Consider the following 16690-nt stretch of genomic DNA (forward strand, 5'->3'; position numbering starts at 1 on the left):
TGTCATAGCATAGCGCTGGTATGCGATTCGTTTTCTGGCTCTGGTGTAGCTAAAAAGTTTTGGTTCATACTTTGCGCAGGACACGGGCATTCAGGTCTGCCAATAATTTTAGCTGGTACGCCAACGGCCGTTGTATGAGGTGGCACAGCAGTTAATACCACCGACCCTGCACCAATACGTGCGCCCTCACCCACTTCAATATTACCCAGCACTTTTGCTCCTGCGCCAATTAACACACCCGCTCTAATCTTAGGATGACGATCGCCCTGCTCATTACCTGTACCGCCAAGCGTAACCGATTGCAGTATTGATACGTTATCTTCAATGACTGCCGTTTCACCAATAACAATACCCGTTGCGTGGTCAAACATTATGCCTTTACCAACCTGACACGCCGGGTGAATATCTACACCAAACACTTCAGAAGTACGGCTTTGAATAAAACGCGCCAGTTCTTTACGGTTTTGTTGCCACAAGCAGTTAGCTAAACGGTGAGCCTGAATAGCATGAAACCCCTTTAAATTTAAAATAACAGTCAGGTAGGTTTCTGCGGCTGGGTCTCTATCTTTTACGGCTTTAATATCTTCTGCGACAAAAGACAGCATGCGATCGCATTTGACAAATGATTGATCGAATAATTCACGAATAGTAAATGCAGATACAACAGCATCGGCCAATTTGTTAGCAACAATAAAGCTTAACGCCGAACCTAAACACTCATGGTTCAAAATACATGAATACACATGACTTGCTAAAAGTGGTTCGCGAGTGACGACTTCATTTGCTTCACTTCGAAGCTGTTGCCAAATTTCATGACGCATAATACTGAACTGCCTTAAATTGATATAAAAAAGAGCCTTTTGCTAAGTCTAACGGATTTAAAGCTCAAGGTGTTAACGCCTTAGTTATTTGTTCTGGTTATTAGGTATAACAAAGCACATTTAACAACTAAGTATTTAAAATTTAGTCAACCACGGTTAAATCGGCTGCACATACTAAATTTTTACCCGCAGTTTTTGCTTTGTATAATAAGTCATCGGCTTCTTTAACCATATTTCGTATTTTATAACTGTTACAAGGAATAACACTTGCCAGCCCAACACTAACAGTAAGTGTTTTACTTGGTAATGACAGCTCATTACAAATATTAAGCTGCTTTAGCTGCTCTACAATAGCATTAATAATTATTGTTGCTTGTTCAGCGTTTGTGTTGCCATAAACAAGTACAAACTCCTCCCCGCCAAAACGTGCGCAAATATCACTGGGTCTTTTTGTATATTGCTTAAGGACTGCCGCAACTTGTTTTAAACACTCATCACCTTGTTGATGACCATAAGTGTCGTTAAGTAGCTTAAAGTCATCTAAATCAATTAATGCCAATGAAAGAGGCATGTTTAAACGCTTACACCTATTCCATTCTTGCTCTAAAAAGCTATCAAAATAACCACGATTAAATATATCAGTCAGCCCATCAATATTGGCCAGTTTCTGGACTTCTTCTTCAGCGAGCTTTCGCTCTGTAATATTTTGATGCGTAATTACATAATAAAAATCAGTAATGTACTTAAATGGTACTACGCGCATCATAAACCAGCGTTTTTCATCATCACTATGGCATGGGTATTCTAAGTAAAACGCTTCTTGCTCTGCATTAATAACAGCATTAATTCCCTTCAATGCCCTTTCGCCTATTTCGTCACCATTGTCTGCTGCTTTTTTACAGGTAAATAAATAATTTTCTTTTTCCCAAGCACCGCATGAGCAGTCATTTTCTTCACCAAAGTTTTGCCATCCTTTATTTATAAAAACCATTTCTCCTTCTTTATTAATTACAACAACCTGCTCTGGCATAGTGTCCAAAACTAACTTTAAAAATAATTTATCATCTAGCACGCTTACCTTCAGACTTATAAGAATAATTGTCTGAAAGTATATGTACTTAGCGTTTTTTTGACAAAAATAAATGCGTACTTTTCTTTAAATTTATTATTTACTCAATCAAAGAATAAAAATGATACGACAGCACCACTCATTTTAAACCTGAACGAAAATTAAATAAAACATATTAAAATCAGTAGTTAAACACACATGACATACACAGTGTCATATGCCAAACTGCTCACTGGCATATTCATGACGGCGTAAAAAATAATAATAAACGCTAAATTAGCATCATCAACTCAACAAGGATAACGATGATGAAAAACGACATATTAAATACTAAAAAACTCGGCTATAAATTTTATTTTCAAGATGGCGACAATCAAATAGCCTGTTTTGGAAGTTACTTTACTGGTAAAGAAGAGGTGTACATAAATGATGATTTATTTAGTAAAAAGCGCAATGTAAATTGCACAAGCACCCACTCTTTTGATTTTGAGAACTCACAGTACCAAGTAAAGTTTAACATGCTCAACATACTCACAGGGCGAATGGAGTGCACACTTTATAAAGATACAAAAGTCGTTGCCAAACAAATTCAATGCAGTCTTCCTGACGATCCTAAAAAGGCTTTCTTTTTTATTGCTGGTTGCGCATTAGGCGGTGCAGTGTTTGGCTATGCAACTGCAACCATTGTTGAACTATTTGTAGGGAAGCTTTAACGTGCAATTAAATCCTACAACTGTTAAATCACTCAGAGGCCAGTTAAATTGGACTCAACAGCAACTTGCTGACGCCTGCGATGTTAGTTTACGAACAATTCAACGGGTAGAGAAAGAAGGTGCAGCATCAAAAGAAACAACAATGGCTTTATGTGCTGTATTGGAAGTACGCCAAGGTGAATTAATTAAACTTGAAGATAACACTAACTCTTGCGATGTTAGTCCAGCTTTAAACACGCGTAATATAACCTCAATTTTAGCACTATCGTCAGTAGTCAGCTTTATATTGGGGATGATCACTGTATTTTTTATAATGAGTTGAGGCGCTAAAAAATGTCAGAACGTAAAGAAAAAGAATTACGAGGCCATATCACATTAATAGCCATAATAAGCGCAGTAATAATTTTAGGGTTAGGGATAAACGTTGGCTCAATGCTATAAAAAAGCCCCAAACGTGGGGCTTTTCATTATCTACAAGTCGTTTTGTTTAAGGTTTATTTAAAAACACTGTCAACTTTCACTACTTCAATATTGTTAGCCGGAATAGCTAATGCGTAATCGGCAATAACTTTATCCTCTGCAACAAGCGCTGCTGGTTTTTCTGTGTTGTAAACCATTGGCGATGTTTGCTCTGACACTAAACGTTTTTTCATATCTTCACCGTCACCGGTAATAAACACGTACTGCACGTTATCTGTTTGTAGATTATCTTTAATCACGCGATTCACATCAGCAAGCGTTAGCTTTTCAAGTTTACTTGTTACGTATTTTACAAACGATTCTGTGTTATAAAATTCGCTATCAAGTGCATAACCTAGCTGGCGGTTTTGACTTGCTACAAGCTGCGGCACGTAGTTAATTAAAAAGTTACGTGTTGCCTCAAAGTCTTTTTCTGTTAAGCCGTTTTTAATAAGCTTATCCAGCTCAAATAATGCGGTACGCGTTGCAAAGTGCGCGTCGTTGTTAGAACGAAGTGGGCGCAACCATACTTGGAATATTTGCTCAGAACGCCCTAAATTTGCATCAGGCTTAGTTTGAAACATACCACGTGGGAAATATTCAATATATGCGTAATCGCCGTAGTTCATACCGCGCGTTTGACGAATTCGCTCATATAAATATGAGTTAGAACTACGATGCTCACCAAAGTACGAACGCACAAGCCAAAGTGCAGTCCAATCTTCGCTGCTGCGAATAGTATCAATTGGGAAGCCAAACGACACTGCCGTCGATTGCGCTGATTTTTCTACAATCGTTGCATGATGGCCTTTAAGCTCTGGCGCATCAGGAATACTTAAACGGCTTTGCTCGCCTTTAGGTAAGGTTGCTAAATCGCTCATAATATTTGCTTTAAGCGCTTTTGGCACGGCGCCAATTAAACCCAGTGTTAGTTTAGATTGAGTAAGCTCTGAATTGTAAAATGCTTTTACATCATCAAGCGTTAATGCTTCTAAATCAGAAATATCACCGTAGTTGTAGCTCTCAAATGGGTGGCCTTTGTAAAGCGTGCTGTAGAGTACTTCTTTGCCTAGCTCTTCATCGTTAGATGCTTTTAATCCTGACTTAATACCGTCGATCATTTCTTTTTTAAGGCGTTTAAAGTCATCGTCTCTAAAGCCTGGATTAAGTAATTGTTCGCTTACAAGTGCATACCAAGTTTCAGCATTGTCTTTATGAATACGCCCTTGGAACGACAGCATTTCTTTGTCAATCTGGTAACCAAAACTACCTGCAAGCGGATAAAGCGCTTTTTGAATTTCTTTGTAGCTGGTACTTTGCGACCCACCTTGAGCAAGCATTGCGGCGGTAAGCGCAGCTACACCTTTTTTACCTTGAGGATCAGCAGCAGCCCCTGTATTAAATAAAAAGTTTACATCAATCAGCGGCGAGCTATTGGTTTTATCAAGCACTTTAAATACAGGTGCCTCTGGGGCTTGTTCAAGTTTTGCAACTACTGCACTTAAACTCGCCTCTTCTGCAAACCCCGGTGCTTTATCAAGTGCCGACATAGTTACAGTAGTACGCGTATTATCTACAAAGTATTTATTAGCAACCGCTTTAATATCCTCAGCGGTGATGTTGTCGGCCGACTTATAAAGCTGGTTAATAACCTCAGGGTCGCGCTCAAAATGCATGTAACTTGCAAGCGTTGATGCAATTGCTTGCGAAGAATCTAAACCATTAATAAAGCCATATTTAAGGTTAGACTTTAAGTCACTTAATTTTTGTGCATCGACCAATTCTGTTCTGGCTTTTGCATAAGTGCGGTTAATTGCATCACGCGCTTTTGCTAAATCATCAGCGTTTTCTACTTTTACAAATACATGCAGTAAGCCTGGATCTTTGGTTTCTGGATTATAAGTAAACATTTGACTCGCTATTTGTTTATCAACAACGAGCTCTTGATATAAATCTGAGTTACTTGAAAAATAAAGCTGCGAGATTAAATCAAGTGCAGCTCTGTCTTTTTTAGCGGGTTCCCACGCAGCACCTTTATACGATACCAATAGCCAATGCCCCGGCAAGGCTTTATTTTGTTCATGCAAATATTTAGGAGCTTGCTGTTTTGGCTCAGCTTTAATATCGGCAACGTAATTGCCTTTTTCCCAACCACCCCAGTGTTTTTTAACCATTGCCATTGTGGCTTTTGGGTCAACATCACCCACAATAACTAGCGATACATATTCTGGCTTATAAAACTTATCAAAAAATTCTTTACCGTAAGCCATTTGGTCTGGCATGGCTTCTATGTCTTCAAAAAAGCCCATTGTGGTGTGTTTGTAAGTATGCTTTTCAAAAGCCTCTGCACGCACAGCACTTAATAACTTGCGAATCGGGCTGGCGTTATTTTTTAAGTACTCACCTTTTACCGTCAATGCTTCGGTTCTAAATTGCTCTTCGGTGTAGGTTAAGTTTTGGAAAATATCAGCTTCAATCTCAAGTACTTTATCAAGGTGCTGCTTTGAAAAGTTTAAATGGTAGTTAGTGTAATCGTTGGTAGTGTATGCACGGTTATCAACCCCTGCATTTTTGAATATGGCGGTGTATTCGTCTTGCGGAAATTTTTTAGAGCCTTTAAATACCATATGTTCAAAAAAATGAGCAAAGCCGGTCTTGCCCGCTTCTACTTCATTACGCGAGCCAACAGAAACGGGTATTTGCAACGAAACGACATCAGGGTAATCCGTTTTTACAACCATTACACGTAAGCCATTCTCAAGCTCTTCAATTAAGTAATCTTGTGAAAAAACACGGTCGTCAGTTTTTTTTATTTGTTCTTGTTTTGCTGCTTGTGTTGTTTCATTTTTTTGCATTGCACAGCCAGTTAAAGCGAGTGATACCGCAAGGCTTGTTGCTAATAATTTAAATTTCATAATTGTCCTTTAGTAAATTGAGCAAAGTTGTTGTCAAAATATTTACAATTTCACTACTAATTATGCCCCAAAGCCAATGAATATAAGAGCCCTCAGTCGCTTTATTATGTAAACAACTGTGTCATGCACTTAATTTAGGAACTCCTTTGTATGAATAATCCTCACGTTGCTTGAAAAACTTTCACTTAAAAAATCTATCTAGACGTCTAAATGGCTGCTATATTAAATCTATCAACCATTGAGCTGGAATGAGGATTATGGCTTTATCACTTCAAGAGAAAATTGAGGACACTAATCAAGGTGTTTATCTTATTGGCACAACGCCACCCAAAATAGGCACTGATAAAGCGCAGTTAAAAACCATTGCAGAAAAACTATTAGGCCGCTTACACGAAATTGAATACGACGGTGTTGTAATTTACGATATTCAAGATGAGAGTAGCCGTACTAATCAGGCTCGTCCGTTTCCATTTAAACAAACGGTTGATCCGCGTGAGTACAGTAAGTTGCTAAAAGACTTATCACGCCTAGATGTAATTACCTACAAAAGCGTAGCGCAACGCGGTGAGGCTGAATTTAAAGAGTGGCTAGATGAAACTAAAAACGAGTTTGATTTAAAAAATGTCGTTTTAGTGGGTAGCCCATCGTCGGAAGGTGATATTAAACTAAGCCTACCTGACGCTTATAAAACATTAGCTGAGCAAAGTGATGACTTCTTTTTAGGAGGCGTAACCATTGCAGAGCGACATGCAAGCAAGCGCAATGAACACGAGCGCTTAATAGAAAAAACAACACAAGGTTGCCAATTTTTTATATCGCAAGCGGTTTATAATGCTCAAGCTACTATTGATTTAATAACAAGTTACGCGCGTACTTGCAAAGCACAAGGCGTTATACCAAAACGTATTATACTCACGTTTACACCATGTGGCGGTGAAAAAACCCTAGAGTTCATGCAATGGCTAGGTATTTCAGTACCAGAGGCGACCAAATGGCGCATGCTTGACGCAGACAACACCTTGAGTGAATCGGTGCGTATTTGCCGCGAAAATCTCGATTCAATTTTAAAAAGCTGTGCACACCTAGACGTGCCACTGGGTTTAAACATTGAAAGCTTAACAAACCGTAAAGAAGAAATTGACGCATCAATTAACCTATACCGTTTATTAAAAGCAACTATGGAGCTCAACCTAGCTGAGAAACAAATAGCGTAAAGTTAAACTAATTTACACCCTTCTTGGCAAGCTAATGCTTGCCTTTTTTACCTCACCAGCTTATTAAGTAAACAACTCAAAAAAATTAAATACACACCCACTTTGCTATTACTTCAAACATACTTTCAACCTTAATGGGCTTTGAAATATAGCCATTCATACCGCAGTCTTGCGCCTTTAATAAATCCGTTTCTCTTGTATTAGCAGTCATTGCAATAATGGGTAAATTTTTAAACTTTGCTTGTTTTTTTATTTCTATGGCTGCCGTATAACCATCCATTCTAGGCATTTGGCAGTCCATTAACACACCATCGTAAGTTTTATGTTTTAGCGCATCTAATGCCTCAAGGCCATCGTTAGCAATATCAACAATTAAGCCATTTTTACGCAGTATTTGTGTTGCTACTTGTTGATTGAGCGGGTTATCTTCAACCAATAAAATATGAATGCCTTGCAGTTTTTGTAGTGTGTTTTGTGTATTTAAGCTCTCTTGTGATTCTGGTTTTTTTAGTGTTTTTATATGCATAATTTGTAAAAGTACGTTATGCAAAGTACTTTTAATTATTGGTTTTATGAGTACTTTATAAGTGTTATTACCAAACCCTAGTAGGCTTTCGTTTAGCGCTTTATTTTCACAAGGCGCTATTACAATTAGCTTTTTTGCATTTAATTTAAGCTTATTGCGCAAAGACTGCGCAGCACTATCATGATTTAAATTTAAAGTTCGCCAATCTATAAATATAAAATCGTAATCATGTGGCATGCCTAGCCGGTCTAATACTTGGTTGATGTTATTTACAGTGTCAAATTTTACTTCAAAACCTAAAAGCAGCGTTTGTAATGATGTTAACTGACTATCTGAACTCTCAATAACAAGTGCTCGCTTGGCTCTAATTTGTGATATTTCAAACTCATTTTGCTTAGTCGAATAATTGAGTGGAATAGTAAAACTAAAGCAGCTTCCCTTATTTAATTTGCTGTTTACTGTAATATCGCCCTGCATTAGTTCGACCAATGTTTTGCTTATTACCAAACCAAGTCCCGTTCCACCAAACTTTCGGGTTGTCGATACATCAGCCTGAGTAAAAGGTTTAAATAGTGAGTCAACTTGTGTTTGGGTCATCCCAATGCCGTTATCTGAAATAGAAAAAGCAACACTGCAATAACTATCTACTTTCTGAACTAGTTTTACAGCTAATATGACCTTACCCCGTGTTGAAAATTTAAGTGCATTATTTAACAGATTTAATAGTACTTGGTTGAGTCTTAATGCATCACCAATAAAAAAGTCAGGCAGTAAGGGGTCAATATCAAACACCACTTCAATTTTTCTTTGTGATGCTAGCGTGCTAATAATATTTACAAGATTTTCTAGGAAGGTATTAAAATTGAATTCTTTTTGTTCTAGCTCTATTTTACCCGCTTCAACCTTTGAAAAGTCTAAAATATCATTAATTATTCCTAATAAAGACTCTGCCGAATAATGAATTTTTTCAACATAGTCGCGCTGTTTTTCCGAAAGCTCAGTATCTAAAGCCAAATAAGCCATGCCTATTATGGCGTTCATCGGGGTGCGAATCTCATGGCTCATGTTTGCTAGAAAGTCTGATTTAGCCTCATTCGCAGCTTCTGCATCTTGTTTAGCCAGTTCAAGGTCGTGAGTTCTGTTAGCAACCTCCTTCTCCAAATTTTCAGCCGCACCTTTGAGTACCTTATTGGCTTCGTAAAGCTGTAACGATTTGGCTTCAAGTAGTTTTTCAGCTTCTTTTCGTGCCAAACGCTCTCGTTCTAATCTGCGCTGTAAAAGAGCTACATCCATATTTAACCGACCAGAGTTAAGTTAAATGTAGCAACTTGATGATCGTCACTGATATCGCTGCGTATGCTGATATTTTCCTTAAAATGCTCGGCTGCACCTTCTATTAACCCCTCAGCGAGCACTGCAAAGGGATTACTCGAATGGTAAACCATCTGCATTTGAGTATCACTTAATCGCTTGGTTTGAAAACTAGGTAACTCAACGTCGGTGTACAATTTTTCCACTTCTATATGCACGTGTCTATCTATGGTATCTAAAAAATCAAACGTGGTAGTGAGGTTTTCAAAAAACTGTGGATAGTAAACCAAGAAGCGCGTTAACAGATATTTTCCGTACTCTTTAACCAGTACATCTACTGGAACATCGACGATGTTGCTCAACGAAGTCACTAATTTTAAAAGCTCTTGCTTGTTATAGTTACCAACGCTGGTGTAAATCCCATTGGAATCAAGTTCGTTTTGTTCAATAATTTGATCGGCAACGGCAGGTGAAAATGTGCTTTCGACCATTTCTAAAAATTCAGTAAAAATAATACCTTTCATCGCTCTACCAATCTATTAGTCGTAGACTAAGTATAGATTTAAACTGTAATAATGCACATTTGTAAGAAGAAAAAACACTTACAAAGTATTGCGATTTAAAGGGGGGATTATTTATTTTGCCGCTTTATGTAAAAGTGACCATTAAAATAAGCGCAGCTGATGTGTATAAAATTGCTAAATACTATTTAAAACTCATTTTTTATAACTAAATGGGGCATTAACTGCCCCATGCTACTGGCTATTATTTTCGTCGTCTGCTTGGTGCCCTTTTACCTGTAATACGCTTTTTGTCACGATCTTTACGCGCTTTATTGGTGTTTTTTCGGTTATCTTTAGGGGCTTTGTTTAAGTCAGGCTCGTAACCTTCTAACCATTGTGGTGCTAAACGCGTATCAAGCAGTACTTCAATTTCTTCAAGTAACCATTGCTCGTCAATACTTACAAGCGACATTGCAAGGCCTTGCTCGCCTGCGCGACCCGTACGGCCTATGCGGTGGACATAATCTTCAGCTATGTATGGCAATTCAAAGTTAATTACGTATTTAAGGGCTGGAATATCTAAACCACGGGCAGCTACATCGGTGGCAACTAATACGCGAGTAGTACCTTCTTTAAAGTTTTGTAGTGCACGGTCTCGCGCGCCTTGCGATTTATCGCCATGAATGGATTCTGTTTTTAAACCGTCTTTACACATTTCTTTGGCAAGCTTATCGGCCATTTGTTTGGTGCGCGTAAATATAAGTACTTGGCGCCAATTTTTCATGCCGATCATATGCGATACAAGTTCGCGCTTTCTGTCTTCATCAACTGCGTAAATAATTTGCTCTACTTCAACGGCGGCTGAGTTACGTTTATCAACTTCAATCAGCTCGGGGTTTTTAAGTAGTTTTTTACTTAGCTCAAACACGCTGTCATCGAATGTGGCTGAGAACAATAAGGTTTGGCGATCGCCCGGAATATGGCGCAAAATACGTTTTATTTCATCAATAAAGCCCATGTCGAGCATGCGGTCGGCTTCATCAAATACTAATGAATCAACACTAGAAAGCACCACACTGCCTTTAACGATATGATCGAGCAAACGACCTGGTGTTGCCACTATCACTTGCGCCGTTTTAAGTGCTTTAATTTGCGGACCAATACTTGCACCGCCATACGCTAAAGCACCCTGAACATTACTGCCTTGAGCGTATTTTTCAAAGCTTGCAAACACTTGCTGAGCAAGCTCTCGCGTAGGCGTTAAAATGACCACTCGGGCAATGCCTTGCTCATCTTTTTTTGGTGTATTTAAAAGCTTATGTAGTAGTGGCAATACAAAGGCGGCTGTTTTACCTGTGCCAGTTTGCGCGCTGCCCATTACATCGTTGCCCGCGAGAATTGGCGGAATAGTTTTAATCTGAATTGCGGTTGGCGTAGTGTAATTATTTTGCTCAATCGCTGTTAATAATAACGGGTCGAGATTAAGTGATGAAAATGATGTAGCAGACATAGGCTTAGCTTTAAAATAACAAAGAGCGCCATTATACCTGAGCTTTAGCAATAAAAAAGGCGCTATCAATAGCGCCTCATTTAAATGCTGATTTTAAACTGGTTTTAAGGTCGCTTTTCGCTCATTATAAAATGCGATTAAGTCATCAACCGTTGCTTGGCAGTATTCACGAATACCCGAAACCACCATGTGCTTTTCACCAAAACCAACTTTTTCGCCGTTTTCTAACAGGTTAAAACGCAGGGTAATTTTGCCGCGCTTACCTGTATATTCAAAGCTTGGCTCTGCAAATTCAAGCGTTGGTGCTTTAATCTCAATGTTATCAAGGTTAATAATCATCGATTCGTAAATAACCATAGGGCGCGTTGGGTTAATCATTACATCTTGCTTACCCATTAGCGGAATAATGACATGTGGGAATGCCGCACCAGAAAACTCAACATAGTTTTTTATTAGGCTATTTGTAAGTGTTGGGCATTTGCTGGTTTTGCCTTCGCGTTTTACCTTTAAAATTACCTTATCGCCGTTGGTTACATCAAACTCATCATCCCCTTGTGGAAAATTAAGTTTGGTATTTTCGTCAACCATGCCAGCAAAGGTAAACTCCATTCGCTCACTTATACCGTAGCGGTCTAACACTAAAGAAAAAAGTAAGTCTCCTGGCGCGCAAAACTTTTTGGCATCTTTATCATGAAGTGGATTGTAATCATCTGCAACGCACTTTGCGAAACGACACCCTTGCTCACGAGAGATAGAAACATAGTCAGCGTGCTGCTGAAAGTAAGGACTTAACATAGTTTGTTCACTGCTTAAACTGCTTATAACTTACCCATACTACCAGAAAAAATTTAAAGAGAGGTCGAATCACTTACAAAATGATACAACTTACTTTTGTTTTTGTTTTGCTTGCTTTTGTTTTTATTGATAATTTGCTCTTAAGCCAACAATAACTAAGGGATTAATCATTATGCTTCGTATTTTTGCTGTAACCTGTGTGCTAACTGCACTAACTGGGTGTTCTGGCGTTACTTACCATACCAATATAAACAACGATGTTTTAGGTGATGAAATTGGTACTTATGTAAAGAAAAGAGATCTGCATCAATTTTATAGTGACCAACAAGCCCATGAAAGCGGTGCTTCATTATTAGGCCGAATTAAAGGCGAGAGCTGTAATGGAGATGGCCGAGGTGCAAACAGTAACGTTAGTTACAATCGCGCTAAATCAAGTGCCATAGATTCACTTAAAGCGGATGCAATGCGCAGAGGCGGTAATGCCTTTACTATTAATTCTTGTAGAGAAACTCCTCAATCTTATTGCGACATTTCGGTTACTTGTACTGGTCAAGCTTACGACTTGAAATAAATGCAGTAATACCAGAACTAATTAACACTGGCTCCCTAAAACAAAAAAGCCGAGCTTATTTAATAAGATCGGCTTTTTAAAAAGTATGACTAAAGATTATGCGCTTGGGTATGTGCGGTACGCACGCTCAATATTTTTAGCCTGCTTTTTAGAAATACCTAAATGAGCGAGTGCTACACGTAAACGCGCACGTGATAGGTCAGAGCCTAAAATTTCCATTGCATCAAGTACCGACGTTGATGACGTTTTACCCGTGATTGCTACAAATATTGGCTCTAAAAAGTCTTTAATTTTAAGCTCGTGGAATGTGGCAACCTCTTTTGCAATGGCAAAAATAGCTGGCTTATCAAAACTACGTAAGCCTTCTAATTGCCATACAAAAAATTGTAGTGCTTGGCGTATTACATTTTCGTCGGCTTTGCCCGCCGTTAACAGTGCTGGGTCGTAAGTTGGAATACCACCTACAAAATGACCTGCTAAATCAACCATATCCGACAGCGTATTAATACGCGTTTTAGCTTCTGGTAATACTTTAGCTAGCATTTCGCCGTTAAACTTCCAATCAACAAAGCGCTGCACAAGCTCTTCGTCAGTCAAGTTTTCGCGGATCCACGTCCCGTTTAACCAGCTTAACTTATCTACGTCAAATACTGGGCCACCAAGCGATACACGTTTCATGTCAAAGTGTTCAATCATTTCATCAAGTGTGAACTTTTCACGCTCGTCTGGCATTGACCAGCCCATGCGGCCTAAGTAGTTAAGTACCGCTTCTGGTAGGTAACCCATTTCTTTGTAGTAATTGATACTTGTAGGGTTTTTACGCTTAGAAAGCTTTGACTTATCTGGGTTACGTAATAATGGCAGGTGCCCAAGAACTGGCGCTTCCCAACCAAAATCTTCGTAAAGCTTTAATAATTTAGGTGCTGAGTTAATCCATTCTTCACCACGGAAAATATGGCTAATTTGCATGTGGTGATCGTCTACCACATTTGCTAAGAAATACGTTGGGAAGCCATCGGCTTTTAATAGCACTTGCATGTCTACGTTTTCCCACGGAATCTCAATCTCGTCGCGTAGGTAGTCGTTGAACTTAAAGGTCCCTTCGCTTGGAATTTTCATACGTATAACGTAAGGCTTACCTGCAGCTAGGTTAGCTTTAATTTCGTCTTCTGTGTGGTTTAAACCACGACCGTCGTATTTAGGACGCAGACCTTCAGCCATTTGCTCTTCGCGCATTTGGTCAAGCTCTTCGCTTGTTGCAAAACAGTAAAATGCTTTGCCTTGCTCAACAAGTTGGTGTGCGTATTTTTTATATAAATCGCTACGTTCAGACTGACGGTAAGGGCCAAATTCACCGCCTACATCAGGGCCATGATCCCACTCAAGACCTAACCAACGTAGGCTATCCATTATCGCTTGTTCCGACTCAGGTGTGCTTCGTACTTGGTCTGTATCTTCGATACGAAGAACAAATTCGCCGCCTTGCTGCTTAGCAAAACAGTAGTTAAATAATGCAATATAAGCGGTGCCAAGATGCGGGTCACCAGTAGGTGACGGGGCAACACGAGTACGGATTGTCATGATAATGTCTCTTTAAATAAGTGAGATAAAAATTAAATGAATCGTTTAAGCAGCTACTTTATTTAAGTACGCAATAATATCGTTAGATTCGTAAAGCCATTGAGTTTGGCCATTTTGCTCTATACGTAAACAAGGCACTTTTATTTTGCCACCTTGTTCTAGTAGCTCTTGACGATATTGCTCATTGTCTTTTGCATCGCGTGTTTCTATGTTTAAGCCTTCGCGCTTAATAGCACGGCGTACTTTCACACAAAACGGGCATGCTTTAAATTGGTAAAGTTTAAAATGAGAGGTTTGCAGATCAAGCTTGGCTTGCTCTTCGCTTGCACGCTTTTTACTACGAGGAGTAAATATAAAATTAAAGAATAAAATTATACAACCTAAAAACCAACGAACGAATTTCATGCTTAATACTCTGACTACAACAATTTAAGGAGCCAGATTTTAGCACAAATTTACAATCAAAAAAGCTCAATACTATTGAGAAATCCTGACTTCTTTGCTGAGCGTAAGTTCGTGACATGATGTCACCTTATTCCGTCCTGTTTTTTTTGAGTGATATAACGCTATGTCGGCTTGGTTTACTATGCTTGAAACGGTATCAGCGCTTTGTAGTTCTAAAAAGCCAATGCTAATTGTTAACTGCTGTATGTGCTCAAAATCATGACTGGCTACTCGCTGTCGTAAACGGGTGAGTGCATTAAGTGCATCCGTATTTGTTTGCGACTGAAACACTATTGCAAACTCTTCCCCTCCGTATCTAAAAGCATAATCCTCAATTCTAAAATTATTTTTTATGAGTTTAGCAACTTGTGCAATTACACCGTCGCCAACTACATGGCCAAATGTATCGTTAACATTTTTAAATAAATCAATGTCAACAATGGCTAAATACCAACAGCGTTTTGTATCTGCTTGCTCTCGGGGTAATAAAAAACCATTACCGGTGACTATTTCCATTACTTTTTTGTCAAAGGTTTGCCGATTTAAAAGCCCCGTTAAAGGATCAAGCCGCGACTTATGCAAAATCCATAATTGATTCGCATACACATTTAAAATGTACATCGCTAATGCACTTATTCTATCGGTTATTAACTGCTTGGTTTTAATTATTAAAACACCCAGAATAGTATCGCTATGATTAACCGGGATGTATGTTGTTACATCATCAGTCGTATGAATAACTCTTGTTTTACTAGGTGTTGCTTTATTAAGTATTAATTGGGCTTGATTGGGCTCTAAGTATGTTAAGTTGCTGTGTTTGTTTATCAGTATTGGTGGGGCTTGCAAGGTAACGTGCTTGTTTATGTAAATCGCAAAATTATCGACGCTTAGTAAGTCACCTAGCACGTCTATTAAAGCCGAATCTAAATGGCTTTCGTCTTCCTGACAAGTGAGTTCGACTACCCACTCGTGGCCACATGAATTGGCTTGCATTGCCACACCCAATTTGAATAATTTTTAACCATTGTAGACGTAATCTATAACTTTACTAAATAATTAGACAGTTAATTAAAATACATGCTTTTTAGCTAAGCATTAAAGTAGTACCAAATCATCCCTATGCAATACTTCTGCCCCAGCGTCATAACTAAGTAACTGTGCAATATTTTTTGAATGTGCGCCTTTAATTTTATTAACCTCCGAGCGACTAAAGCGGGTTAAACCACGCGCAATTACTTGGTTATTTGTATCAATCAAATCTATTAAATCACCACGCTCAAAATCCCCAAAGGCACAAGTGACTCCTTTGGCCAATAAACTTGCCCCATTATTTTGCAGCGCACGAATAGCGCCTGTGTCTATTGCTATTTGCCCATTACTTTTAGGCCCGGCTAATAACCATTTTTTGCGACCATCTTTAGGCGCTGTTAACTTTAAAAAGCGAGTACCCGGTAATTGCTCGCTCATGCATTTTAAAATAACGTTGCTGCCAGCGCCTTTGGCAATAATGACTTCAACGCCTGCACGCCTTGCTATATCAGCCGCTTGCAGCTTTGTTGCCATACCGCCAGTGCCTAAGCTTGTACCGCTGCCACCAGCAAGTTGACGCAGTTCATCGTTTATGTGGGTTACTTCGTCAATAAGTTTTGCATCGGCATTGGTGCGCGGATCGCTGGTAAACAAGCCGTCTTGATCGGTAAGTAATAGTAATTTGTCTGCATTAGCTAATATAGCCACCAAGGCCGATAGGTTATCGTTATCACCCACTTTTATTTCGCTTGTCGCCACCGCATCGTTTTCATTTATAATAGGCACCACGTTGTAACTAAGTAAGGCCGTTAATGTATCGCGTGCGTTTAAGTAGCGCTCTCTGTCATCAACATCAGCGCGTGTTAGCAGCATTTGCCCTACGTTTACACCATACAAGGCAAATAAACTTTGCCATATATGAATAAGTTGACCCTGCCCAATGGCGGCTAACATTTGTTTATCCACTAAGCTCGTACCACAGGATTTTAATAGTTGCTCACGGCCTGCAGCTACGGCGCCGCTCGATACCATAACAACCTGATGCCCCTGCTTTTTAAGCTCGCAGCATTGGCGAACTAACTCAACCATATGGGCTTTATCTAGTTTATTGGTGCCACCAGTTAGTACGCTCGTACCTAACTTTACAACTATTATCTGTTCCCTTTGCATTGTTTTTAGCTATTAAAATTTTATTATGATTTAACTTATACCAGCTCGGTATTTTTGAA

General features: G+C 39.1%; 15 protein-coding genes. 4 read left to right on the forward strand and 11 right to left on the reverse strand.

Annotation, left to right across the window (positions count from 1 at the left end; translation table 11 throughout):
* Positions 1-2: 2 nt before the first annotated feature.
* Together cysE and MTF67_RS01650 are read right to left on the reverse strand one after the other, a co-directional pair.
* On the reverse strand, positions 3-821 hold the full coding sequence (gene cysE / locus MTF67_RS01645) for a serine O-acetyltransferase (protein WP_006791922.1): 819 nt from the start codon (positions 819-821) through the stop codon (positions 3-5).
* 142 nt (positions 822-963) lie between these two features.
* Entirely contained in the window at positions 964-1893 is a 930-nt protein-coding gene (locus MTF67_RS01650) for a sensor domain-containing diguanylate cyclase (RefSeq protein ID WP_248518534.1), read from the reverse strand.
* A gap of 302 nt (positions 1894-2195) precedes the next feature.
* Here MTF67_RS01650 and MTF67_RS01655 point away from each other — a divergent pair, with 302 nt between their 5' ends.
* Together MTF67_RS01655 and MTF67_RS01660 are read left to right on the forward strand one after the other, a co-directional pair.
* Complete coding sequence (locus MTF67_RS01655; protein ID WP_039036490.1) at positions 2196-2603, forward strand: hypothetical protein; 408 nt, start codon at positions 2196-2198, stop codon at positions 2601-2603.
* 1 nt (position 2604) lies between these two features.
* A complete protein-coding gene (locus tag MTF67_RS01660; protein WP_010555809.1) occupies positions 2605-2925 on the forward strand; it encodes a helix-turn-helix transcriptional regulator in 321 nt (106 codons plus the stop codon).
* A gap of 172 nt (positions 2926-3097) precedes the next feature.
* On the opposite strand, the gene MTF67_RS01665 is transcribed toward MTF67_RS01660, so the two are convergent.
* Positions 3098-5977, reverse strand: a complete 2880-nt coding sequence (locus MTF67_RS01665; RefSeq protein WP_248518535.1) for a pitrilysin family protein — start codon at positions 5975-5977, stop codon at positions 3098-3100.
* A gap of 257 nt (positions 5978-6234) precedes the next feature.
* Between MTF67_RS01665 and MTF67_RS01670 the strand changes: the two genes are divergently transcribed.
* Positions 6235-7191 (forward strand): methylenetetrahydrofolate reductase, encoded by a 957-nt coding sequence (locus MTF67_RS01670; protein ID WP_008130394.1) that lies wholly within the window; start codon positions 6235-6237, stop codon positions 7189-7191.
* Between the two features lie 85 nt (positions 7192-7276).
* On the opposite strand, the gene MTF67_RS01675 is transcribed toward MTF67_RS01670, so the two are convergent.
* From MTF67_RS01675 to MTF67_RS01690, 4 genes are all read right to left on the reverse strand, one after another.
* Complete coding sequence (locus MTF67_RS01675; protein WP_248518536.1) at positions 7277-9010, reverse strand: response regulator; 1734 nt, start codon at positions 9008-9010, stop codon at positions 7277-7279.
* 2 nt (positions 9011-9012) lie between these two features.
* Entirely contained in the window at positions 9013-9552 is a 540-nt protein-coding gene (locus tag MTF67_RS01680) for a heme NO-binding domain-containing protein (protein ID WP_006791914.1), read from the reverse strand.
* A 241-nt stretch (positions 9553-9793) separates the two neighbouring features.
* Complete coding sequence (locus MTF67_RS01685) at positions 9794-11041, reverse strand: DEAD/DEAH box helicase (protein ID WP_033025545.1); 1248 nt, start codon at positions 11039-11041, stop codon at positions 9794-9796.
* A gap of 93 nt (positions 11042-11134) precedes the next feature.
* Positions 11135-11836: a DUF3581 domain-containing protein gene (locus MTF67_RS01690; protein WP_248518537.1), complete on the reverse strand. Its 702-nt coding sequence runs from the start codon at positions 11834-11836 to the stop codon at positions 11135-11137.
* A gap of 172 nt (positions 11837-12008) precedes the next feature.
* Here MTF67_RS01690 and MTF67_RS01695 point away from each other — a divergent pair, with 172 nt between their 5' ends.
* A complete protein-coding gene (locus tag MTF67_RS01695; protein ID WP_008130404.1) occupies positions 12009-12407 on the forward strand; it encodes a hypothetical protein in 399 nt (132 codons plus the stop codon).
* A gap of 96 nt (positions 12408-12503) precedes the next feature.
* Here the strand turns inward: MTF67_RS01695 and gltX are convergent, their stop codons facing one another.
* From gltX to proB, 4 genes are all read right to left on the reverse strand, one after another.
* On the reverse strand, positions 12504-13988 hold the full coding sequence (gene gltX / locus MTF67_RS01700; RefSeq protein WP_008130406.1) for a glutamate--tRNA ligase: 1485 nt from the start codon (positions 13986-13988) through the stop codon (positions 12504-12506).
* Between the two features lie 45 nt (positions 13989-14033).
* Positions 14034-14393 (reverse strand): glutaredoxin domain-containing protein, encoded by a 360-nt coding sequence (locus tag MTF67_RS01705; protein WP_006791909.1) that lies wholly within the window; start codon positions 14391-14393, stop codon positions 14034-14036.
* Positions 14394-14465: 72 nt separating this feature from the next.
* Positions 14466-15425, reverse strand: a complete 960-nt coding sequence (locus MTF67_RS01710) for a GGDEF domain-containing protein (RefSeq protein WP_248518538.1) — start codon at positions 15423-15425, stop codon at positions 14466-14468.
* A gap of 102 nt (positions 15426-15527) precedes the next feature.
* On the reverse strand, positions 15528-16631 hold the full coding sequence (gene proB, locus MTF67_RS01715; protein ID WP_248518539.1) for a glutamate 5-kinase: 1104 nt from the start codon (positions 16629-16631) through the stop codon (positions 15528-15530).
* Positions 16632-16690 lie beyond the last annotated feature (59 nt).

Source organism: Pseudoalteromonas sp. 2CM32C (assembly GCF_023161925.1).
Classification (GTDB): Bacteria; Pseudomonadota; Gammaproteobacteria; order Enterobacterales; family Alteromonadaceae; genus Pseudoalteromonas; species Pseudoalteromonas marina.